The following is a 20850-nucleotide window of genomic DNA, read 5'->3' on the forward strand; positions in this document are numbered from 1 at the left end:
GGCTAGAAGCTCGCTTTCAGGGTGACAGAGGCGAAGTCACGGTCATCGACAGTGGAGAACTCGTTGGAGCCGAAGAAGCTGTTGTAGGCCAGCTCCAGCGAGTAGTTGTTGCGATAGTCGAAGGTCAGGGCAAGTCCTGCCGCCTGCTGGCCTTCCTGGAAGTTCGGGCCGTAGCCCTGCACGTCGTGGCGCCAGTTGATCGAGGGTGTAACCACCGTCGCCGGCAGCAGGTCCTCGTAGTTCAGCGCCAGGCGCAGGCGATAGCCCCAGGAGAAGTGGCTCATCAGCCCGTCGGTGTTGCAGTTGTCGGCGTTGTAGTCGGCCAGCTGCGCGGCCGTCACACCACCGGGAATACCGGCTGCGGAGGCAGCACTGCACTGCACGCCATTGGTGGGCGGCGTGCGGCCGAACGAGCCGGCTCGGCCCAGTCGATCATCACCGATGCCCTGGAGCAGGTTGGCCCCCGCCTCTCCTGCCCAGGCCAGGCGAGTAGCGCCCAGGACGTTGTTCACCGTGTCGGTGGCGCCAAGGCTGAACTGCCAGACTGGCAAGCGCACGTAGCCCTGCACTTCATCGCCCCTGGCGGCGCCGAGCTCGGCGGCGGTCATCGGCAGGATCGGCGTATTGGCCTGCCCGGAGAGCAGTGCCACCAGGTCCGCGGGGTTGTAGCCCAGCGGCATGTTCGGCCGGTAGCTGAGTTCGCCGAACAGCGCGGTGGTGCCCGCTACGCCGCTCATGCTCAAGCCGAACATATGGATGTCTTCGGGGTAGACGGTGAAGTAGTCACCGGTATTGAGGTTGGTGCGTACGGCCGATACCGGCCCTTTGCGGGCGATCACCCCGTTAATCAGCGGCGTACGGCTGTGGTAGTTGGCGTAGTAGACACCCAGGTCCGCGTCGTTGAGCGCTTCGATCACGTAGTGCATGGCCAGGCCGTACTGGCCGGTATCGCTGGGGTAGTCGGTGCTGGTGCGCTGCAGGTAACGCCCCTGGGCCAGCGCCTGGCCGGTGGTGCCGGTGCCGCCGGAAACCATGTAATCGACCTGGCAACCTTCGGCGATGTTGTCATTGCTGCTGAAGAAGGTGCCGCAGCCATCCAGCACCGTCGGGCGGAAGTTGTACTGCCAGAAGCCCTCGAGGCTGAGCGAGTCCGCGAGGTCGTAGTTGAAGCTGACCATCTCCACCGGCAGCTGGCCTTCCTTGAGCTCGACGCCGGGGCGGTTGAAAGCCGATGCATCCAGCGGGTTGATGGCGTTGATGCCGTTCTGCAGGAACAGCGCCTCGCCCCAGCTGAGTACCTGCTTGCCGACCTTCACACCCAGCTTGCGATCGGCAACCTGGAAGTCCTTCCAGACGTAGGCGTCGAGGTTCTCGAAGCCCTTGAATCTGGCCAGGTCCTGCCAGCCGGAATCGTCGAAACGCTGGAAGTCGCCATTGCCCTCCTCCATCGCCTGGTCGTACCAGTACTTGAAGCGCAGGAACACGCCCTGGTTGCCGTCCTGCACATCCAGGTCGGTCAGGCCCTTGAACAGCGTGGAGATTGTCTCGTTGCGGCGGTAGTTGAGCTTGCCGTCGTCGCCGTTGTAGTTGATGCCGCTGCCCTCGCGGCCGATGCTGCGCGCATCGGCCGCGGTCAGCAGGTGCTTGTCGGGAGCGTCCAGAGCCCAGCTGGTGCCGAGGCTGAGCGTGGTATTGGAGGTGGCGCTCCAGTCGTCGTTGAGCTGCCAGGTGACGCCGTGGGCGCCTGGGCTGATGGCGGCGCCGATGCACAGCGCCAGCAGGCTGGGGCGTGCGATTCCCCGGGCATGCAGAAGGTGATTCATGCTGAGACGTACCTGTAGTTGTTGTAGTTGGCAGGTCGAGGGACTCGGGGGAGTTGCCGGCGACAGAGGCGCCCACTAAATTCCAGTCCCGGGTGCGGAGTGACCGCAGCCCGTGGGCAAGATGGGAGCAGCGCGGTGTCGGCAGATAGTCAGGAAGGGACAAATAGTTTTCCCGAGCACCGACATAGGGGGGCCTTATGCGGCTCCATCATCCTGTCGTGGGTACAGGGGCTGGAGGACCAGGGCGTGGACCTGGCGCATTTCTTCCCGGCGTGGGGTGTCGATCCTGCGGCCTTGCGCGCGGGCAATCTGCGCCTGCCACTGTTTCTCGCGCGGCGCTTCTGGGAAGTGGCACTGGAGCAGAGCGCGGACCCGGCCATCGGCCTGGAGCTGGCCCGGCAACTGGACCCGGTGCAGATGCAGGGTCTGGCCTATCTGATGCAGCTGATGCCGGATCGCTATTCGGCGTTGCAGCAGATGCTGCACTTCTGGCCACTGGTCGCCGCACATTTCGAGCAGCGGCTCGAACAGCATGGCGACTGCCTGCGACTGACTCTTCGGCCCGTCAACGATTATCAGCTGGCCCTTCCTGAAGTGGACTACTGGATGGTTCGCCAACTGCGCCACCTGCGCAGCGCGCCCGGTGCATTGCCGGCATTGCGCGAAGTACGCCTGCGGCGCCCGGAGCCGTCCGATCCGCGGCCCTGGTTGCAGGTCATCCGGGCACCGGTGGTGTTCTCCTCCTGCCGGGACGAAATGCTCCTTGACCTCGCCGCCCTGCAGGAACCACGCGATGGGGGCAGCCCGGCCATCCATGAAGCGCTGAAGCTGTCATTGCGCGAGTACGCCGCGCAGACCGAAACCGGCTCGGAGCTTGAGCGCGTGTGCGCCGAGGTCCTGCACAGGCTGGCGGACAATCCGGGGCTGGATGAAATAGCGACTCGTCTGCACATGACGCCGCGCACTCTGCACCGCGCATTGCAGCGCGATGGCTGGTCCTACGGCCGCATTGTCGAGGAGCACCGACGCCTGCTGGCGGTGGACCTGCTGCAAGCCACCGCCAGCACCATCGCCGAGATCGCCGACCGGCTCGGCTTCGATGAACAGTCCAGCTTCATCCGCGCCTTCCGCCGCTGGTATGGCGCCACGCCCGGCGCGTACCGGATGCAGAGGCAATGAGGCGATCGCCGCGCGAGCGGCGGCAATCCCCGGCCCCAATACCCCTCAGCGAGTCCAGAGCGGGTCAGTGGTGAAGGCGATGGTCAGCCAGCGATTGGGGCCTTCGCCGCCGATGGCCTCGCCGATCTCGTCGCGCAGCCTGTCCCATTCGGCGAGCGTCTGCGCCGGCCAGTCCGGCGGAACGATGAAATACAGCTCGATCTGCTGCGCTCGCCCGACCTTGGCGACGTAGGCCTGGTACGCCAGGAAGCCATGCTGCGAGACGACAGCCGCGGCCACCTCGTCGACGTGCTCCTTGAGCTCCGGCGGGGTGACCAGGAGGATGTCCTTGAAGGCCTGGCGGATGGTCAGGAAGGGAATCGGCAGAATCACCAGGCAGATCAGCGCCAGCACCGCCGGGTCGACATAAGGGCCGATGTGCGCGTAGCCGCTCACGGTGGCCACATCACCGACCAGGAAGGCGATCAGCAAGGCCAGGGAAATGCTGCCGGACATCACCCAGGACTTCGCGTCGAGGGCGACGAAGTCCGAGCCGATGCGTTTGTTGGCGCGGAACTGCACCGCCGCCAGGGCGAAACAGACCAGCGTGGCAACTGCCGCGTAGAGGATGGCGAAACCGAACTCCAGCGCATGGCCGCCCGTCAGCAACCGGCCGATGGCGTTGATCAGCGCGTACAGCGTGACGCCTGACAGCAGCGTGCCGTTGAGCGCCAGCACCATGGGTTCCAGGTGCCAGAATCCCATGTTGAACCGCTCGGCCAGACGCCGGCTGGCGTCGCCCTCGGTGGTATGGCGGCGGATCAGGGTTGCCACCATCAGCGCCAGGCCGCTCATGCTGGCATCGGCCAGGGAGTACACGCCGTCGAAGACGATGGAGAAGGATCCCGAAAGCAGGCCGACGATGATCCCGAAACCGGCCAGCAGGACGGTAACGATGATGGAAAGCCGCAGGATGCCCTGTTCTGTTTTCATGACTGGCGTGCTCCTCGCGCCTTGAGTGGTTGCGTAGCCGGATGCAGGCCCGATGGGAGCTGGCGGCTTCGCTGGGGGGCGCGACTATATGCCAGCGCCCGCACCAAGGCTATTGGCGCCTGGGCAAAGTCGCTATGCACTTTCGCAAGGACGCCGGCGGCCGGACTGGGCCGTGGCGTGCGGAGTCCCCGGCGGCTCGGCCAATGCCCCGGCGGCCAATGACTGCATAAGCTGCGCGCAATCGGCCGCCGTCCTGATTCATCGGCAAGCGCCGGCGAGGGTTGCTCCAGGAACCGCAGCAATACCCGCCACGAACGGCGCCTCGCTCGTCTAAAGCATCTTTCACCGCACACGGAAGTGTCATGCGTACCGTAAATCTCGTGGTCATGCTTGCAGTGACGGTCATCAGCGCGCTGATGGGCGCAATCAACCTGCTCCTCGGGGACCACCCCAGGCACCTGCCGATGATGGCAGCCCTACTGAGCCTGATCCTGATATCCCTCGCCTATGCCCTCCTGCTGGTGAACCACACGGCAAAGGGCTCGGGCGGGCAGTTGCTGATCCTTCTGCTGTACATGGTCAGCGCCGCCGCCGGATTCGTCGCATGCGCCAGTCTCGGCCTAGTCCCCTACACCATGGAGAGCCAGGCGGTGAGCTTCCTCGCAGCGCTGAACTCTGTCTGGCGCACCGTGCTGACCTTTGGGGTGCCCGCCGCAGGCTCCTACGCACTGGCCGCCTTCTACCTGCGGCGGCGGAGCGCCTCCCTACGCCATCTCTCTGACCAGTAACCAGCAGCGCGGTCTGGTCAGGCCTTGCGTAGCGGCACCTCTTGCAGCAGCCACGACAGCGCGAAAACTACGCCGCTGACCAGGCACACCACCCATCGCCCCTGAGAACGCCTTCAGGTAGCCCGCTGCAGGGCCCACGGCGAGGCGTGCACATCGGCCGGCGACAGGTTGGCCGGGAGCTGCTGGCGAACCGGTTCATCAGTTCGTGTGTAAACAGCGCGCCGAACACTGAGACGCCGATGGAGCGGAACAAGCTGGCGCCCGAGGTGGCCACGCCCATGCGACGGAACTCGACACTGTTCTGCACTGCCAGGATCAGCACCTGCATCACCATGCCCAGCCCCGCGCCCAGCAAGGCCATGTAGAGATTCATCTGCACCCGGCGACGGTTTGAGGATCAGCCACTCGGCCCTCCGGAAGGCTTTGCGCCGAGCCTCTGTCGGCTGCGAAGTCACCCTTAACCGACGAAAACAGCGACGAATTGTGCTGATACAGGTGATCCCGAGAGCTGTATGGAATAACCTTGCACCACGCAATCAACCTCGAAGCTGTGAATTGAACGATGGGTTTTGAACAACTAGCTGGGCTACGTGACCGCCTGCGGGCTGAAAAAGAGCAGGCCAAGGCCGCTAACGAGAAGCGCCGCAAGCCGAAGACCACACCGCAGGAGAAACCTCGCGAGCAGGATCCTGCGCTGGAAGCGATCTGGCGCTTGCAGCGGCATTTCCCGTTGGCTTTCCCGGTGAATCCGGCGCCCAAGGTTCCGCTCAAGGAGGGGATTCTCAAGGATGCCGAGCAACACCTGGCGCAACTGGGGATTACCAGCGAGCAGCTCAAACTGGGCGTCGCGGCCTGGTGCAAGGGAACCCGATACTGGGCCAGCATGGTGGAGAACGCGCCGCGTCTGGACTTGAACGGCCAGCCCGTCGGCACCGTGACCGCCGCCCAGGCCCTGCATGCGAAGCAGCAGGCTGCCCGTCATCGCAGCCAGGAACGTCGGAATCGCGAGAAGTTGAAGAACCGCACTCCGGTCGCTGCCGATTCCGCTGCTGAGACCAACGCAGCTCAGACCCCCGACTGAACTCGCTCGCGCACCGAATCGTATCGGCCATCACCCGGATGGGGATTGGCCGATACGGCAGTCCGCTTCAGGTCGGAAGCTGCCTCTGCTCACACAGGGTTCGGCGTGTTGCGTTCACGGGTTGCACCCACACCTGGCAGAAGCCATTTGCCCCGCTGTCTCCGATGGTACCAGCGCAGTGAAGCGCCAGCCGTCACGCAACAACCTGCTCCCGGCGATCAGTAGCCGGTAGCCGCCTTCTCGATGGAGCGCGCCACCGCCTCGGGGTGCGAGACCATCACCACATGGGAAGCCCCGCTGACCACCTCGACGTCCTTCGCCTGGGCGCGCTGAGCCATGAAGGCCATCGCCTGCGGCGGAATATTGCGGTCCGCATCGCCATAGACGAACCACGACGGAATGGCCGTCCAGGCAGCCGCACCGGCCTTCTCGTTCAACGCCGCCTCGGTGACCGGCCGCTGCGCTGCCGCCATCAGCGCGGCTTCGCCGGCAGGAACATCGGCGGCGAACTGGTCGTGAAACTTGTCCTGCTGGATGTACAGGTCCTTGCCGCCATCGGCCAGCGCCACCGGGGCGGCCAGGGTCGGGCCGAGGGTGCTGCCGGGGAACTTGCCGGCCAGTTCGGCAGCGCTCTCCCCTTTCTGCGGGGCGAACGCGGCGACGTAGACCAGCGCCTTGACGTTGGCCCGGTCACTGGCCGCCGCGCTGATCACGTTGCCGCCGTAGGAATGCCCCACCAGCACCACCGGCCCCTTGACGCTGCCGACGATGTTGCCGATGTAGGCGCCGTCGCTGGCCACGCCGCGCAGCGGATTGGCGGCGGCGATCACGCTGTAGCCGTCCTTTTCCAGGATGCGGGTCACGCCGTTCCAGCTGGACGCGTCGGCAAAGGCGCCGTGTACCAGCACCACGGTCGGTTTCACCGTGGCCGCAAAGGCGCTGCCGGCCGGCAGGCCGCTGGCGAGCGCCAGGGCGGTGAGGGTCGTCTTCATGGTGGATCTCCTTGCTGAGGATGTGAGGAATAAAAAGCCCCGCACGGCGGCTCGGGGGAATCTCGGACCGTGCGGGGAACGCTCATGCCGAGCGGGGAAAATCGCTGGACTGGCTAAGCTCGCGCCACAGGCGCAGCTCAGCCAGGCGTGCCTTGTCGGCGTTCTCGATGGCCTGCAGCGCATCGCTGCCCAGGGCCAGGCGCAACGGCGGACGATCCATCCAGGCCACCGCGAGGATCGCCTGCGCGGCGCGTTGCGGATCACCCGGTTGCTGACCGTCGTAGGCGCGCTGCCGGCGCGCCACCGCACCGACCACGGCGTCGTACTCGAGGCGCCCTTCCGAGAGCGTCGTCGAAGCACCGGCGAAGTCGGTGCGCAGGCCGCCGGGCTCGATGATCGTCACCCGCACGCCGACCAGCGCCATCTCGCGCGCCAGCACTTCGGAGAAGCCCTCCACGCCCCACTTCGCCGCCGAATAGGGCGCACGCCCTGGCGCGCCGATGCGCCCGCCCACCGACGACAGCTGGATGATGTGGCCGCTGCGCTGCCGGCGCAGAACCGGGATGGCCGCCTTGGTGACGATGATGGTGCCGAACAGGTTGGTCTCGATCTCCCGGCGGAACTCCTCCAGCGAGGTGTCTTCCACCGAGTTGACGTTGCCGAAGCCGGCGTTGTTGACCAGCACGTCGAGCCCGCCGAATTCCTCGACCATCTGCCCCACGGCGTCCTGTGCGGCGGCCGGGTCGGTGACGTCCAGCGGCGCCAGGCGCAGCGTCTGCGGGTAGATCCGGGCGAGGTCCGCCAGGACATCCGGATCGCGGGCGGTGGCCAGCAGGCGGTGCCCGGCCTGCAGCACGGCCTCGGCCAACGCGCGGCCCAGGCCGCGGGAGCAACCGGTGATCAGCCATCGTTGGTTCATGGGAACCTCCACTTCTCTCAAGGTATAGCGCTCAAGGTGCAGTGCTCAGGAGCAGCTATCAGGGTGCGTAGCGGGTGAAGACCAGGTCGTGGTCCTTCACCCGCGCCTGGTGGCAGGCCAGGCAGGTCTGGTGCTGCGCTTCATCGGCGGGCTTGCCGTCGATGAAGCGGGCGAAGCCCCAGCCGCCGGTAGCCGCGTACTTCTTCGAGTCCTTGACCATGAACTGCACGGTGGTGGCCGCGCCGGGGATCGACGCCGGCTCGAACTCCGGCGACTGCACGTGCTTCCAGGCGAGCTTGGCCAGCACGCTGCCGTCAGGGAACGGCAAGGTGCCGGCGCGGTAGGCCTTCATGGCGATGTCGTTACCCAGCACGGCGCGCAGTTCGTTCAGCGGCCCCGCCTCCAGGGCGGGCGCCACCAGCTGCCAATTGCGGTAGCCCTCGGGCATGCGCACGCCGTAGATCGGCGAGGCGTCGCCGTCGGCCCTGGCGCCTGTCGCCACCAGCAGGACGAAGCCGGTCAGGGCGATACGGCGCAGCGTGTTTCCAGTGATGTTCATGGCGGCTCTCCGGCTCACAGATGATCGGCGTCGACCACCGCCTTGACGAAGGCGTCCGGCGCCTCCTGCGGCAGGTTGTGGCCGATGCCGCCGGTGATCAGGCGGTACTCGTACTTGCCGCTGAAGCGTTTGGCGTAGGCCTCGGCCGGCGGGTGCGGCGCGCCATTGGCGTCGCCTTCGAGGGTGATGGTCGGCACCTTGATGCTCGGGAAGGCTGCGAGTTTCTTCTCCAGCTCCGCGTAGCGCGGTTCACCTTCGGCAAGGTTCAGGCGCCAGCGATAGTTGTGGATGGAGATCGCGCCGTGGTCGGGGTTGTCCAGGGCCTGGGCGCTGCGTTCGAAGGTGGCGTCGTCGAACTTCCACTGCGGCGAAGCCAGTTGCCAGATCAGCCTGGCGAACTCGTGGCGGTACTTGTCGTAGCCGGCCTTGCCGCGCTCGGTGGAGAAGTAGAACTGGTACCACCACTGCAGCTCGGCGGCTGGCGGCAGCGGCGCCTTGCCCGCCTCCTGGCTGCCGATCAGGTAACCGCTGACCGACACCAGCGCCTTCACCCGCTCCGGCCAGAGCGCCGCGACGATGTCCGCCGAGCGCGCGCCCCAGTCGTAACCGGCCAGTACGGCGCTCTTGATCTTCAGTGCATCCATGAAGTCGATGACGTCCACCGCCAGCGCGGCCGGCTCGCCATTGCGCCGGGTCGAGGCGGAGAGGAAGCGCGTTTCGCCGTAGCCGCGGGCATAGGGAACCAGCACGTGATAGCCCTTGGCGGCCAGTTGCGGCGCCACCTCGGTGTAGCTGTGGATGTCGTACGGCCAGCCGTGCAGCAGGATCACCACCGGTCCATCGGCCGGGCCGGCTTCGGCGTAGGCGACGTTGAGCAGGCCGGCGTCGACGTGCTTGAGCGTGCCGAACGCCGGGTCGGTCGATGGCGCGGTAGCGGCCTGCGCCACCGAGCAGGAGGTGAATTGCGCCAGGGCGATGGCCAGCGCCGAGGCGCCGAGGTGCGGATGCTTGAACAGGGTCATCAGGGTTCTCCAGGGCAGGCGTTCGGCCTGCCCGATGGTTGCCGGCATTCGGCGGGTTCAGTGGCTGGTGAGGCCAGCTCGCAGCGGGCGGAACGCTTCGCGCAGTTCCTCGCTGAACAGCTGAGGTTGCTCCCAGGCGGCGAAGTGGCCGCCCTTGTCCACCGCGTGGAAGTAATCCAGCGAGGGATAGGCGCGCTGCGCCCAGCTTTTCGGCGCCCGGTAGATCTCGCCGGGGAATACGGTGATGGCCACCGGCACCTTGATCTGCGAGGTCTTCTGCGCGGCGGCGCTGAAGTTGTTGTTGTTGTTCTCCCAGTAGAAGCGCGAGGAGGAAGCGCCGGTGTTGGTCAACCAGTAGAGCGAGATGTCGTCGAGCATCTCGTCGCGGCTCAGCACGCGCTCGGGCTCGCCACCGCTGTCGGTCCAGGCGGCGAATTTCTCGTACATCCACGCGGCCATGCCGGCGGGCGAATCGGCCAGGGAATAGCCGATGGTCTGCGGGCGGGTCACCATCATCGCGCCGTAGGCGGCATTGCGGCCGAAGAAGGTACTCAGCGCGTCGAAGGCGCGGCGCTCGTCGGCGCCCAGCCCGGCTGGAGCCGGAGCGCCGCTGTTGATCGGCCCGACCAGTTCCGGCGGCACCGTCGCCGGCATGTTCAGGTGGATGCCCAGCAGGCCGGGCGGGGCCAGGCGGCCGAGGGCATCGGAGATCACCGAGCCATGGTCGCCACCCTGGGACACATAGTGGCTGTAGCCCAGGCGCTTCATCAGCACGTCCCAGGCGCGGGCCACCCGGTCCGGGCCCCAGCCGGTGGCGGTCGGCCTGCCGGAAAAGCCATGGCCGGGGATCGCCGGGATCACCACGTCGAAGGCGTCTTCCGCGCGCCCGCCATAAGCCACCGGGTCGGTCAGCGGGCCGATGGTCTTGAGGAACTCCAGCGGCGAGCCGGGCCAGCCGTGAGTGAGAATCAGCGGCATGGCATGCGGCTCTTTCGAACGCACGTGGATGAACTGGATGTCCACGCCATCGATACGGGTGATGAACTGCGGCAGCGCGTTGAGCCGGGCTTCGGCGCGGCGCCAGTCATAGTCCTTGCCCCAGTAGTCCACCAGCGCTCGGACTTTCTCCAGCTGGATGCCCTGCGAGGCATCGTTGACCGTCTCGCGGTCCGGCCAGCGCGTCGCGGCGATGCGCCGGCGCAGATCGTCCAGTTGTTCCTGCGGCACCTGGATGCGGAACGGCCGCACGCTGTCATCGGCGGTGGCGGCGCTGCTGGCGGTCGCGGCAAAGGTCTGTTGGAGCAGGTGATGCTGGCCGTCACCGAGCAGGAACAGGCCCACGGCGGAGGCCATGAGCGTGCGGCTGAAGCGGCGGCGAAGGTGAGGCGATAACAAGGCGGCAGGCATGGTCGATCTCCCTGAGTCACTGGCCGACGGATCGGCGACCTGCAGCGATCTCAACAAAGCCCGGGAGGTGCCGCGATTGCACCATGGTGTCGGTCGATACCTTGGTATCGGGCCCGGCGCGTGACGCACTTGCGGTGCCGCGGCCGACACCTAGGTATCATTGGCAGCCCCGCCAGCAAGGCGCATGCTCGCCCCACGGCTAGCGCCGGGAGAGGACCGGTATGCACAACGAAGTCGTCGACAAGCTGCCCGACATGGCGTGGACCGCCAGCGTCGAAGGCCGCCTGGAAAGCGTCAACCAGGCCTGGCGCCTCTATGCCGGGCGCGCCCCCGACGCCCTCGGCGAGCATGCCTGGCAGGCGCTGGTGCATCCCGACGACCTGCCGGCGCTGCAGCACGCCTGGAGCGCCATCCGCCAGTCCGGCGTCGCCCATGACCTGCAGGCCCGCCTGCGCCGGCACGACGGTGTCTATCGCCGCTTCCTGCTGCGCGCCCGCCCGCTCACCAATGACCTCGGCGAGCCCACCGGCTGGTGCGGCCAGAGCATCGACATCGAGGACCTGCTGCCGGCGCCGCCCCTGACCGTGACGCGCGAGACACAGGACCTGATCGACAGCATTCCCGCGCTGATCTCGCTGATGACGCCCACCGGCGAGCTGGAGTGCGTCAACCGGCACAACCGCGAGTACCTCGGCGCCAGCTTCGATGAGCTGCGACGCTGGACCAGCTCCGACACCATCCACCCCGAAGACCTGCCCTGCGCGCTGGCCGCCTGGAAGCACTCGGTGGCCAGCGGCGATCCGTACAACTTCCAGCAGCGGGTGCGCGGCGCGGACGGCATCTACCGCTGGTTCCACGTGCGCGGCCTGCCCCACCGCGATGCCGAGGAGCGTATTCAGCGCTGGTTCGTGCTGAAGGTGGACATCGACGAACAGCGGCGCGACCAGGCCTTGATCGCCCAGGCGCAGAAGTCGCTGGCCCAGGCACTGGAAGAGGTCAGCGTTTCCGAGGACCGCCTGCGCACCCTGATCGACGCCGTGCCCGGCTTCGTCTGGCGCACCGATCCGGGCGGCAGCGTGGAGTTCCTCAACCAGCGCTGGTTCGACTACACCGGCATGACCCCGGAAAGCGCCGCCGGCGTTGGCTGGATGACCGCCCTGCACCCCGACGACGCGCCGGCACTGGGCGTCTACTGGCAGGGCCTGCTGGAAGCGGGCAGCGCCGGCGAGTTCGAAGCGCGCCTGCGCCGCTTCGACGGCAGCTACCGCTGGTTCCTCATCCGCGCGGTGCCCCAGCTGGACGCGGCTGGCCGCGTGCTGAAATGGTACGGCGGCAACACCGACATCCATGTGCGCAAGCGCGCCGAGCTGCTGCTGGCCGGCGAAAAACGCCTGCTCGGCCTGATGGCCGGCGGCTGCGCCCTGCCGCAGGTGCTGGAAACCCTTTGCCAACTGGTGGAAGCCAACCTCGAGGGCAGCCGCTGCGCCATCACCCTGGTCGCGCCGCGCCATGGCCGCTTGCCCGAAGCGACGCTGCGCCTGCAGGCCGGCGCCGCACCGCACCTGCCGACTTCGATGTATGGCGGCACGGACGGCCAGCCGGTGGACGCGCTCAGCAGCCCGCAAGCGCAAGCCGTGCTCGGAAACGCCACCGTGCAGATCGACGACCTGGACGGCGAAACACGCTGGCCCGCCTGGCGGCAACACGCGCAGGCCTGCGGGCTGCGCGCGCTGGCGGCCATCCCAGTGGTGTCCAACCACGGCGAAGTGAGCGGCATCCTCTCGGTCTATTTCGGCCAGCCCCAGAAGGTGGCCGAAAACCAGTGCGCGCTCATTTCGCAGTTCACCCACCTCGCCAGCATCGCCATCGACCGCGCGCGCAGCGAAGCGGCCCTGCGCCAGAGCGAAGCCTTCCTGGCCAAGGCCCAGCGTATCAGCCTCACCGGCACCTTCTCCTGGCGCGTGGATAACGACGAGATCGCCTGGTCGGAAGAAATCTACCGGCTCCTCGACCTGCAGCCGGGCCTGACGCCGGGCTTCGATCTGATCTTCTCGCGCATCCACCCGGACGACCGCGCCACGGTGGAAGCCATGCTCAGGCGCCAGCGCCGCGACGGCTGCGACTTCGAGCATGAACACCGGCTGCTGCTCCCCAGCGGCGCCGTGCGCCACGTCCACCTGGTCGCGCAGGCCACCCGCGAAGCCGACGGCGCACTGCTGTACATCGCCACGGCGCAGGACGTCACCCAGCGCCGCCTCGCCGAGGAGACCCTGCACCGGACCCGCGCCGAACTGGCCCATGTCGCCCGCGTCGCCAGCCTGGGCGCGCTGACTGCGTCCATCGCCCATGAGGTCAACCAGCCGCTGTCGGGCATCATCACCAATGCCAGCACCTGCCTGCGCATGCTGGGTGCGCAAACTCCCAACCTGGAAGGTGCTCGGGAAACCGCGCGGCGCACCATCCGCGACGGCAACCGCGCGGCGGATGTGATCAAGCGCCTGCGCGCCCTGTTCGCCCGCCACGAAACGGTCAGCGAACAGGTGGACCTGAACGAGGCCACGCGGGAAGTCATCGCCATGCTGCACAACGAGCTGCAGCGCCACGGCGTGACGGTGCTGCCCACGCTGCAGGAAGGGTTGCCCGCCGTGAGCGGCGACCGCGTGCAGCTGCAGCAGGTGATCCTCAACCTCATCCTCAACGCCATCGATGCGCTGGACGAAGTGCACGACCGCCCGCGCCAGCTGCGCATCAGCACCGGCCATGACCTGGACGCGAGCATCTTCCTGGCGGTCCGCGACAACGGCGCGGGCTTTGCGCCGGAGGACGCCGGCCGGCTGTTCGACGCCTTCTTCAGCACCAAGCAGTCGGGCATGGGAATCGGCCTGTGGGTCAGCCGCTCGATCATCGAGCACCACGCCGGCCGGGTCTGGGCCACCACCCACGACGGGCCGGGCTCCACCTTCATCTTCGCGCTGCCCCCGGCATCGCCCAGCCACGACCAACCGATGGAGATCCGCTGATGGCCACGCCCCTGCTCGTGTCGGTGGTCGATGACGACGAATCGGTGCGCGAATCCCTGCCGGACCTGCTGCGCGAGTTCGGCTTCGAGGTGAACGCGTTCTCCTGCGCGGAGGACTTCCTCGCCTCGGACGCCCTGCTGCGCACCCGCTGCCTGATCCTCGACGTGTCGATGCCGGGCATGAGCGGGCCGCAGCTGCAGAAGGAGCTGGCCGCGCGCGCGATCCCCGTACCGATCATCTTCATCACTGCCTACAGCGACGCGACCACCTGCCCGCGCCTGATTGCCCAGGGCGCGGTGGCCTGCCTGCTCAAGCCGTTCAGCGAAGCGGAACTGCTCAAGGCGCTCAGCGCCGCCCTGCCGGTCGGCTGACAGCCCGGTCGACGCCACTCGGAGGACATGGCATGTTGCACCACTCCCCACCTCACCCAGGCTCATCCCCGCGCATGGAAACCCGGCCCAAGCCAGAGGCGACACCCATCGTCTACGTGGTCGACGACGACATCTCGGTGCGCGAGTCACTGGAATTGCTGATCCGCTCGGCTGGCTGGCAGCCGGTGCTGTTCGACGCCGCCACGGCCTTTCTCGACGAGCCGCCAAGCCAAACGCCCAGCTGCCTGGTGCTGGACGTCAACCTGCCGGACCTCAACGGCCTCGACCTGCAAAGCAGCGTGGCCGGTGCGCGCCCGGCGATGCCGATCATCTTCATCACCGGCTACGGCGATGTACCGCTCACCGTGCGCGCGATGAAAGCCGGCGCGGTGGAGTTCCTCACCAAGCCGTTCGACAGCGATACGCTGCTGCAGGCCATCACCGACGCCCTGGAACACAGCCGCGCAGCGCTCGGCCAGCAGTCCCGCCTCGACGCCCTGCGCCAGGCTTACGCCCTGCTCACCAGCCGCGAGCGGGAAGTGCTGGAGATGGTGGTGGCCGGCCGCCTGAACAAGCAGGTTGCCGCCGACCTGGGCATCAGCGAGATCACCGTGAAGGCGCACCGTGGCCGGGTCATGCGCAAGATGCAGGCGCGCACGCTGCCGGACCTGGTGAACATGGCGGCATTGCTCGCCATCGGGCCGGCCGAGAGCCGCTGAGATCGCTCAGGCGGTAGCGCCCAGCGCCCGCCGCAAAGCTTCCAGCTGGCAGACGTCGAGCGTGTCCAGGCCTTCTTCGGGCTGGCAGGCTTCCAGCAGCGCCAGCGCTTGGGCCACATCCCCTTGCTTCGCGCGCAGCCGTGCCAGGTCCAGGCTCGAACGCAAGACCCAGGCGAACGCGCCCTGTTCGCCAGCCATCGCCAGCGATTCCTGGAGAACACGCTCCACCGCCTGATCCCCCTCCTCGCCCAGCGCAGCGATGATCTGCGCCTCGATACGCATCAGCTCCGGCAAGGCATAGGCATCGCCGCTGCTACGGCAGTGCGCGATGCAGCGCCGCGCCACGCCCAGCGCGCGGCGGTGTTCGCCGGCAAGGATCAGGCCTTCGGCCAGGGCGATCTCGAAGGAGGTGGTCAGCAACTCGTAGCGCATGCCGTGCAGACGCGTGAGGCTTTCTTCCAGTTGGCGCACCGCGTCGCCGGGTTGTTCGCGGCGAATGGCGATGGCCGCGCGCAGGCCCGGGGTCGCGGCCTGATAGGGGGCGAAGGCGTTGGCCTCGGCGATCCGGCTGAAGGTCGCCAGGCTGCGCTCAGCCTTGTCCAGCTCGCCGGTCCAGAGATGGATGCACAGCGTCCACACCAGGGCGATGCAATGGGTGGCCGGATGATTGAGCTCCGCCGCCTCGGCTTCCACCTGGTCCGCCCAGCGCCGCGACTGGTCGGCGCAACCCAGCAGCCAGAGCGTGCGCGCCAGGGCGAGGCCCGTGCGGTTGTGGTGGTCGAAGCCATAGTGCAACGTGCGGCTGCGTTCGGAAGGCAGGCTGTTGCGCAGGGACTTTTCCAGCTCCTCGCGCGCCCGCTGCTGGTCGCCCAACAGGTGATGGGAGATACCGGCGAGCGAGGCAGCCACGGCCACCGCTTCCGGCTCGCCCAGGGTATCGCCGACCAGCACCGCGCGCTCCGCCCAGGCCAGCGAAGAGGCGAAGTCACCGATGCGTTCGTAGAAGATCTGCAGGCGCCCGAGCACCCGCAGTTCGGCCCAGTGGTCGCCCAGCGCCTCGGCGATTTCCAGCGCGCGAAGCAGGGCCTTGCCGGCGGACTCGCTGTTGCCGCGGGTGAACATCAGCACCAGCCCGAGGGCCGCCTGCAGTTCCATTTCGGTGGGCGTGCCGAAGTAGCCCAGCTCCAGCAACTCGGTGGCCCGAGCGCACCAGGTACGGCACTCCACCTGCAGTGAATAGTGCAGGAACAGCGGCGCGCTGGCCGCAGCCAGCGGTAGTGCCAGGCCAGGGTCGCCCTGCGGGCCGAAGCTCCACTCCAGCGCGCTGCGCACGTTGCCCAGCTGGCTGGCCAGACGCGCACAGCCTGCGTAGATGACCTCAGGCACGCTACCCAGTTGCTCCAGCAACCACAGGTAATAGGCGGCGTGACGGAAGGCCAGGGCGTGCGCCTCCTCATGGCCATGGGCAGCAGCCTTTTCGCGGGCGAAGGCGCGGGTCATTTCCAGCAATCGATAGGCCGTGGCGGCCTCGCTGCGGTCCACCGCCACGAGTCCCTTGGCGGTCAGCTCATCGAGGATGGCAGCCGCTTCCAGCGCATCGATCCGTGCATCGGCAACGACCTGCGCGGCCGCCTCCTGGGAGAACGGCCCGACGAAGACCGAAAGGCGGTCGAACACCAGTTTCTCGCTGCCGGACAACAGGCCGTAGCTCCAGTCCAGCATGGCGCGCAGCGTCTGGTGGCGCGGCTGCGCGGTGCGCCGGCCGGACCAGCCCAGGGAGAAGCGTTCGCCCAGCAGCGAATGGGTGGCCTTCACTCCATGGATGGCCACCCGGACTGCCGCCAGTTCGATGGGCAAGGCCATGCCACCCAGGCGCCGGCACATGTCGGCAATCAGGTCGGCGTCGCCGTCCTGCAGTTGCAGCGAGGCGTTGGCGGCCTCGGCGCGCTCGACGAACAGCCGCACGGCAGGGAACGCCAGCAAAGCTTCTGGCGGCAAGCCTTGCGGGTCTTCGGGGAAATCCAGCGGGCCCAGCCAGTGCGCCTCTTCGTCCCGCGCGCGCAGCGGCTCGCGGCTGGTGGCCAGCAGGCCGACGCCGGGAGCGGCATCGCGAATACGCTCGGCCAGCGCGGACACCACGTCCACCACGTGCTCGCAGTTGTCGACGATCAGCAGCAGGTCCTGGCCCCGGAGGTGCGCCAGCAGCACCGCCAGCGGGTCCTCGGACTGCACCGGCACACCCACCGAGGCGGCCAGCGCCGAGGCCACCAGCTGCTCATCCTCGATTTGCGCCAGGTCGATGAAGCGCACGGCCTGCCGGCGTTCGGCGGCCAGTCGGTGGCCCACCTCGTTGGCCAGGCTGGTCTTGCCGACTCCGCCGGTGCCGACGATGGTGAACAGGCGGGGCTCGCGCAGGCGCTGCAGGATCATCTGCACATCGGCCTCGCGGCCGATCAGCTTCACCCGCGGCGGCAAGCTGCCGACACCTTCGCCCATGCTCATTACCGGCGGCGCTGCCGACACCGCTTCGCTACCAAGATTCACCGGTGCGACGAAGGCATAGCCGACACCCACCTGGGTGGCGATGTAGCGCGCGCCGTCCTCGCCGTCGCCCAGGGCGCGGCGCAGGCCGGTCATGTGGAAGCGCAGGCTGCCCTCTTCCACCACCATGTCGGGCCACACGCGCTTGAGCAGTTCACGCTTGGAGAGCACGCGACCGGGCTTTTCCAGCAGGGCGAGCAGCAGATCGAAGGCTCGCCCGCCGATATCCATCGGCTGCGCATCACGGGTGAGCAGGCGCTTGCCGGGCACGACCCGGAATGGGCCGAATTCGACCGGCGTTTTGATTGAGGAGGACAGATCGTCCGCTGCGGACTCCACGGGGCGTCTCTTCCGACAGAGGGAGTGGGCGCGAGACTGGCCCGCAAGTCCTAGCAGGATAGGAGTTTCGAGCACGCGATCAAGCCTTTGCGTGACCTTTTATGCGGGCTGTCACGCCCAATGGCCGGTGGCGATGCCCCATCAGCACAGGCTCAGGGTGACGGCGACATTGCCCCGCAGCGCTTTCGAGTAGGGGCAACTCTGCTGTGCGGCATCCAGCAGCCGCTGCGCCAGTTCAGGGTCCAGCCCCGGCAGGTGGACCGCCAGGTGGGCCCGCAGGAAGAAACCCTGCTCGCCGTGCACCAGCTCCACCTCGGCATCCACCGTCGTGTCCGCCGGGAACTCCTGCTTGCGCGCATTCGCGGCATGCCGCAGCGCGCCGATGAAGCAGGCCGACCAGCCAGCGGCGAACAACTGCTCGGGGTTGCTTCCCTCCCCCGGTGCTCCCGGTGGCGTCAGCCGAACCTGCAACCGACCATCATCACTGCGTGCTTCACCATCACGGCCGCCACGGGTATGCACGCGGGCGGTGTAGAGAACCTTCTCGATCGACTGCATCGGGTCTTCCTGAAAACCTGGACTCAGTGGGCGGCGGCGGTACGCCTGCGCCGCGCCGGTTTCTGCGCTTCACACACGACGGGCCCTGCGGCCGGCAGCGCGCAACGGTGGGCGCTCAGTTCATGCCGAGCCAGCTCCAGCAGCCAGGCGCGAAAAGGCACGGCCGGGTCGTAGCTGGCGCGCTGTCGGCCAACCTGCCGCAGGGTGGCGCGCAGCAGGTCGCCCATATCCTGCTGGCCGATGCGCCCGGCCTGCGCCTGGCCCTCGAAGAAGGCGATGAGCAGCGGCAGCACGGCCATGTACAGCTGGCGCGATGCCACCTCGTCGTGCTCGCCGGAGCCGAGGATCAACGCGCCGAATTCGGCATTGCTGCGCCGCCCCGCCAGATTCATGCAGCCATCATGCTGAGTCATGGAGGCCTCCCTGGTTAGCCAATGACACCCGGTTGCCAGAGTGGCAAGGCCGGCGCAATCGGGCGAGTTATCTGCTGTTAGCTCTTGTTAGCTGGCCGGCTTTGCGCGGCGCAAAAAAGCAGAAACCCGAGCGCGGCTCGGGTTTGCGTGAGGTAACGCAGCGGCGGATGGCACTCAGAACGGCGAGGGTTCCCCGCTGAAGGCCTCGACCGCCTGCACCAGTCCGAGGGCGGCGAGCATCACCAGCTCGCGCCCCTTCTCCGGCGTGGCAAGGCCCGGATCGGAGCCCATGCGGCCGTCCGGATGGCGCGCGCGGAAGTCCGCCGCTTCGCGGATCGGGCCCCAGTTGGCGATCGGCGGCGAGTACTCGGCCGACTTGATGTGCTGCGGATAGGCCCACTGGGTCACGGCGATCTCCGACGGCGTGGCGTGAATGCCATGGCCCTTGGGGAACTGCCGGTTGGCCAGCTCGCCGACGCCTTCCAGGTCCCACCAGTTGCACAGCTTCAGGGCGAAGCCGGCCGGGCGGCGGGCGAAGCTGGCCTGGGCGTAGAGTTCGGAGAAGGCGGCCTCGATGGAGGCGACGTTACCGCCGTGGCCATTGAGGAAGAGGATTTTCTCGAAGCCGTGGGCAGCCAGGGAATTCACCCAGTCGCAGATGGCGGCGATGAAGGTCGAGGGGCGCAGCGTGATGGTGCCAGGGAAGCCCAGGTGATGCTGCGCCATGCCGATGTTGAAGGTCGGCGCGATGAGGATGTCCGCCGACTTCTGCGCTTCGTGGGCGATGATTTCCGGGCACATCCAGTCGGTCCCCAGCAGGCCGATGGGGCCGTGCTGCTCGTTGGAGCCGATGGGGATGACGATGGTCCGGCTGCGGCCAAGGAACTGCTCGATTTCGGACCAGGTGCAAAGGGGTAGGAGCATGGAGACCTCGCGATTCGATGGGTTCGCCTGGGTGGGATGAGCGTGCGGCGCACGTTCGGACTGCGGGGTTCTCGGAGCTATGGCCGGGTTTCCCCTGCCGGAAATGACACCACGAAGGCCGAGATGTCGGACATTGCACCATGGTGTCTATCGGGGGTTCGGTGCGGCCGGTTGACGGCGGACCTTGTCCGCCGTTCGCGGGCATGGCCCGCTCCTACAAGGGGGCACGGAGTACGAGGCTGGTGTAGGAGCTGGCCAGACCTGCGACAGCCCGGCGCAGAGGCATCAGGGGCTAACCTTTCGGCCGGATTGAATACAACCCCGCCAGCAGGATCAGCAGCGCGCCGGTAATGGTCCAGAGGGTCGGCGTCTCGCCGAAGACGATGAGGCCGATCAGCGTGGCGAAGGCCAGCAGCGAGTAGTTGAACGGCTGCAGCGTCGAGGCCTGCGCGTACTTCAGCGCCTGGATCAGCAGCAGCTGAGCGATCACTCCGGAGACGGCGACGATCGACATCAGCATCGCTTCGTGGGGCGTCGGCGTGACCCACGCGGGAAGCCCGGCGGAGGTGGCCGCCACGGCGCCGACCACGGCCATGTACAGGGTGGTGGTGGCGAAGGAGTCGGTCTGGCTGATACGCCGCGAGAGGATGTTGAAGAAGGCGAAGGTCAGCGCCGCCGCCAGCGGGATCAGCGCCGCGGGCTCGAACACGCCCATGCCGGGGCGCAGGATCAGCAGCGTACCGCCAAAACCCACCGCCGCCGCCAGCCATTGCCGGCCGACCATCCGCTCACCCAGAAACACCCTCGCCAGGCCCAGCGTCATCAGCGGGAACACCGCGTAGAGCGCGTGGGTCTCGGCCAGTCCGAGATAGCGCAGGGCCAGGCCGAAGATGGCGATCTCGCCTACGCCCAGCAACGCGCGGACCACCTGCTGCCAGGGACTGGCGCTGCGGCTGGCCACGCGCACGCCGCCCTGGGAGCGACAGACGATGAGCGCGAACAGCACGAACACCCAGTAGCGCACCATCACCAGTTCGGCCACCGGCAAGTGGCGGACCAGCACCTTGGTGATGCCGTCCTGGCAGGCGAAGATGAGCATCGACAGCAGGCACAGGGCGATGCCCAGGCGCGGATTGTTCGCAGCGGCCAGCGCGGTGGCCGAGGTCTTGCTGGTCATGGGAGAAGGCTCTTGGCGGTGGCGGCCTCGCGGCGGGCGCCTCCAG

General features: G+C 67.6%; 18 protein-coding genes. 6 read left to right on the forward strand and 12 right to left on the reverse strand.

Annotated elements, in window-relative coordinates; translation table 11 throughout:
- Positions 1-2 precede the first annotated feature (2 nt).
- The gene (locus tag IB273_RS07750; RefSeq protein ID WP_192223719.1) at positions 3-1823 is read right to left on the reverse strand and encodes a DUF1302 domain-containing protein; all 1821 of its coding nucleotides are present in this window, start codon (positions 1821-1823) and stop codon (positions 3-5) included.
- Between the two features lie 135 nt (positions 1824-1958).
- On the opposite strand from IB273_RS07750, the gene IB273_RS07755 reads away from it, so the two are divergent.
- Positions 1959-3002, forward strand: coding sequence for a helix-turn-helix transcriptional regulator (locus IB273_RS07755; protein WP_192223720.1), 1044 nt, complete (start codon positions 1959-1961; stop codon positions 3000-3002).
- 45 nt (positions 3003-3047) lie between these two features.
- Here the strand turns inward: IB273_RS07755 and IB273_RS07760 are convergent, their stop codons facing one another.
- Positions 3048-3974: a cation diffusion facilitator family transporter gene (locus IB273_RS07760; protein WP_081518274.1), complete on the reverse strand. Its 927-nt coding sequence runs from the start codon at positions 3972-3974 to the stop codon at positions 3048-3050.
- Positions 3975-4336: 362 nt separating this feature from the next.
- On the opposite strand from IB273_RS07760, the gene IB273_RS07765 reads away from it, so the two are divergent.
- Positions 4337-4762 (forward strand): hypothetical protein, encoded by a 426-nt coding sequence (locus tag IB273_RS07765; RefSeq protein ID WP_192223721.1) that lies wholly within the window; start codon positions 4337-4339, stop codon positions 4760-4762.
- 562 nt (positions 4763-5324) lie between these two features.
- Positions 5325-5843 (forward strand): ProQ/FinO family protein, encoded by a 519-nt coding sequence (locus tag IB273_RS07770; protein ID WP_081518277.1) that lies wholly within the window; start codon positions 5325-5327, stop codon positions 5841-5843.
- A 218-nt stretch (positions 5844-6061) separates the two neighbouring features.
- Here the strand turns inward: IB273_RS07770 and IB273_RS07775 are convergent, their stop codons facing one another.
- The 5 genes from IB273_RS07775 to IB273_RS07795 form a co-directional block, all read right to left on the reverse strand.
- Positions 6062-6835, reverse strand: coding sequence for an alpha/beta fold hydrolase (locus IB273_RS07775; RefSeq protein ID WP_192223722.1), 774 nt, complete (start codon positions 6833-6835; stop codon positions 6062-6064).
- Between the two features lie 82 nt (positions 6836-6917).
- Positions 6918-7754, reverse strand: a complete 837-nt coding sequence (locus tag IB273_RS07780; protein WP_192210764.1) for an oxidoreductase — start codon at positions 7752-7754, stop codon at positions 6918-6920.
- Positions 7755-7812: 58 nt separating this feature from the next.
- The gene (locus IB273_RS07785) at positions 7813-8313 is read right to left on the reverse strand and encodes a cytochrome P460 family protein (protein WP_192223723.1); all 501 of its coding nucleotides are present in this window, start codon (positions 8311-8313) and stop codon (positions 7813-7815) included.
- Positions 8314-8327: 14 nt separating this feature from the next.
- On the reverse strand, positions 8328-9335 hold the full coding sequence (locus IB273_RS07790) for an alpha/beta fold hydrolase (protein ID WP_081518699.1): 1008 nt from the start codon (positions 9333-9335) through the stop codon (positions 8328-8330).
- A gap of 57 nt (positions 9336-9392) precedes the next feature.
- Complete coding sequence (locus IB273_RS07795) at positions 9393-10742, reverse strand: epoxide hydrolase family protein (RefSeq protein ID WP_225594933.1); 1350 nt, start codon at positions 10740-10742, stop codon at positions 9393-9395.
- Between the two features lie 221 nt (positions 10743-10963).
- Here IB273_RS07795 and IB273_RS07800 point away from each other — a divergent pair, with 221 nt between their 5' ends.
- The 3 genes from IB273_RS07800 to IB273_RS07810 all read left to right on the forward strand — a co-directional run bounded on the left by IB273_RS07800 (position 10964) and on the right by IB273_RS07810 (position 14852).
- Positions 10964-13762: a PAS domain-containing protein gene (locus IB273_RS07800; RefSeq protein WP_192223724.1), complete on the forward strand. Its 2799-nt coding sequence runs from the start codon at positions 10964-10966 to the stop codon at positions 13760-13762.
- Positions 13762-14133: a response regulator transcription factor gene (locus IB273_RS07805; protein WP_151187427.1), complete on the forward strand. Its 372-nt coding sequence runs from the start codon at positions 13762-13764 to the stop codon at positions 14131-14133. Before IB273_RS07800 ends, IB273_RS07805 begins: the two co-directional genes overlap by 1 nt.
- A 74-nt stretch (positions 14134-14207) precedes the next feature.
- Entirely contained in the window at positions 14208-14852 is a 645-nt protein-coding gene (locus tag IB273_RS07810; protein ID WP_151187428.1) for a response regulator transcription factor, read from the forward strand.
- Positions 14853-14858: 6 nt separating this feature from the next.
- Here the strand turns inward: IB273_RS07810 and IB273_RS07815 are convergent, their stop codons facing one another.
- From IB273_RS07815 to IB273_RS07835, 5 genes are all read right to left on the reverse strand, one after another.
- Complete coding sequence (locus IB273_RS07815) at positions 14859-17732, reverse strand: ATP-binding protein (RefSeq protein WP_192223725.1); 2874 nt, start codon at positions 17730-17732, stop codon at positions 14859-14861.
- Between the two features lie 141 nt (positions 17733-17873).
- A complete protein-coding gene (locus tag IB273_RS07820) occupies positions 17874-18290 on the reverse strand; it encodes an organic hydroperoxide resistance protein (RefSeq protein ID WP_151187430.1) in 417 nt (138 codons plus the stop codon).
- A 23-nt stretch (positions 18291-18313) separates the two neighbouring features.
- Positions 18314-18703, reverse strand: coding sequence for a hypothetical protein (locus IB273_RS07825; RefSeq protein WP_151187431.1), 390 nt, complete (start codon positions 18701-18703; stop codon positions 18314-18316).
- A gap of 174 nt (positions 18704-18877) precedes the next feature.
- Positions 18878-19627, reverse strand: coding sequence for a creatininase family protein (locus IB273_RS07830; protein ID WP_151187432.1), 750 nt, complete (start codon positions 19625-19627; stop codon positions 18878-18880).
- A gap of 292 nt (positions 19628-19919) precedes the next feature.
- Entirely contained in the window at positions 19920-20804 is an 885-nt protein-coding gene (locus IB273_RS07835; protein ID WP_192223726.1) for a DMT family transporter, read from the reverse strand.
- Between the last annotated feature and the right edge of the window lie 46 nt (positions 20805-20850).

Origin of the sequence: Pseudomonas sp. PDM19, from assembly GCF_014852215.1 — a bacterium.
Classification (GTDB): domain Bacteria; phylum Pseudomonadota; class Gammaproteobacteria; order Pseudomonadales; family Pseudomonadaceae; genus Pseudomonas.

Bases quoted from the DNA above. Each gene is read 5' to 3' on its own strand.
- IB273_RS07750 (WP_192223719.1), bottom strand. From the start codon at position 1,823: ATGAATCACCTTCTGCATGCCCGGGGAATCGCACGCCCCAGCCTGCTG.
- IB273_RS07760 (WP_081518274.1), bottom strand. From the start codon at position 3,974: ATGAAAACAGAACAGGGCATCCTGCGGCTTTCCATCATCGTTACCGTC.
- IB273_RS07765 (WP_192223721.1), top strand. From the start codon at position 4,337: ATGCGTACCGTAAATCTCGTGGTCATGCTTGCAGTGACGGTCATCAGC.
- IB273_RS07770 (WP_081518277.1), top strand. From the start codon at position 5,325: ATGGGTTTTGAACAACTAGCTGGGCTACGTGACCGCCTGCGGGCTGAA.
- IB273_RS07775 (WP_192223722.1), bottom strand. From the start codon at position 6,835: ATGAAGACGACCCTCACCGCCCTGGCGCTCGCCAGCGGCCTGCCGGCC.
- IB273_RS07780 (WP_192210764.1), bottom strand. From the start codon at position 7,754: ATGAACCAACGATGGCTGATCACCGGTTGCTCCCGCGGCCTGGGCCGC.
- IB273_RS07785 (WP_192223723.1), bottom strand. From the start codon at position 8,313: ATGAACATCACTGGAAACACGCTGCGCCGTATCGCCCTGACCGGCTTC.
- IB273_RS07790 (WP_081518699.1), bottom strand. From the start codon at position 9,335: ATGACCCTGTTCAAGCATCCGCACCTCGGCGCCTCGGCGCTGGCCATC.
- IB273_RS07795 (WP_225594933.1), bottom strand. From the start codon at position 10,742: ATGCCTGCCGCCTTGTTATCGCCTCACCTTCGCCGCCGCTTCAGCCGC.
- IB273_RS07800 (WP_192223724.1), top strand. From the start codon at position 10,964: ATGCACAACGAAGTCGTCGACAAGCTGCCCGACATGGCGTGGACCGCC.
- IB273_RS07805 (WP_151187427.1), top strand. From the start codon at position 13,762: ATGGCCACGCCCCTGCTCGTGTCGGTGGTCGATGACGACGAATCGGTG.
- IB273_RS07810 (WP_151187428.1), top strand. From the start codon at position 14,208: ATGGAAACCCGGCCCAAGCCAGAGGCGACACCCATCGTCTACGTGGTC.
- IB273_RS07820 (WP_151187430.1), bottom strand. From the start codon at position 18,290: ATGCAGTCGATCGAGAAGGTTCTCTACACCGCCCGCGTGCATACCCGT.
- IB273_RS07825 (WP_151187431.1), bottom strand. From the start codon at position 18,703: ATGACTCAGCATGATGGCTGCATGAATCTGGCGGGGCGGCGCAGCAAT.
- IB273_RS07830 (WP_151187432.1), bottom strand. From the start codon at position 19,627: ATGCTCCTACCCCTTTGCACCTGGTCCGAAATCGAGCAGTTCCTTGGC.
- IB273_RS07835 (WP_192223726.1), bottom strand. From the start codon at position 20,804: ATGACCAGCAAGACCTCGGCCACCGCGCTGGCCGCTGCGAACAATCCG.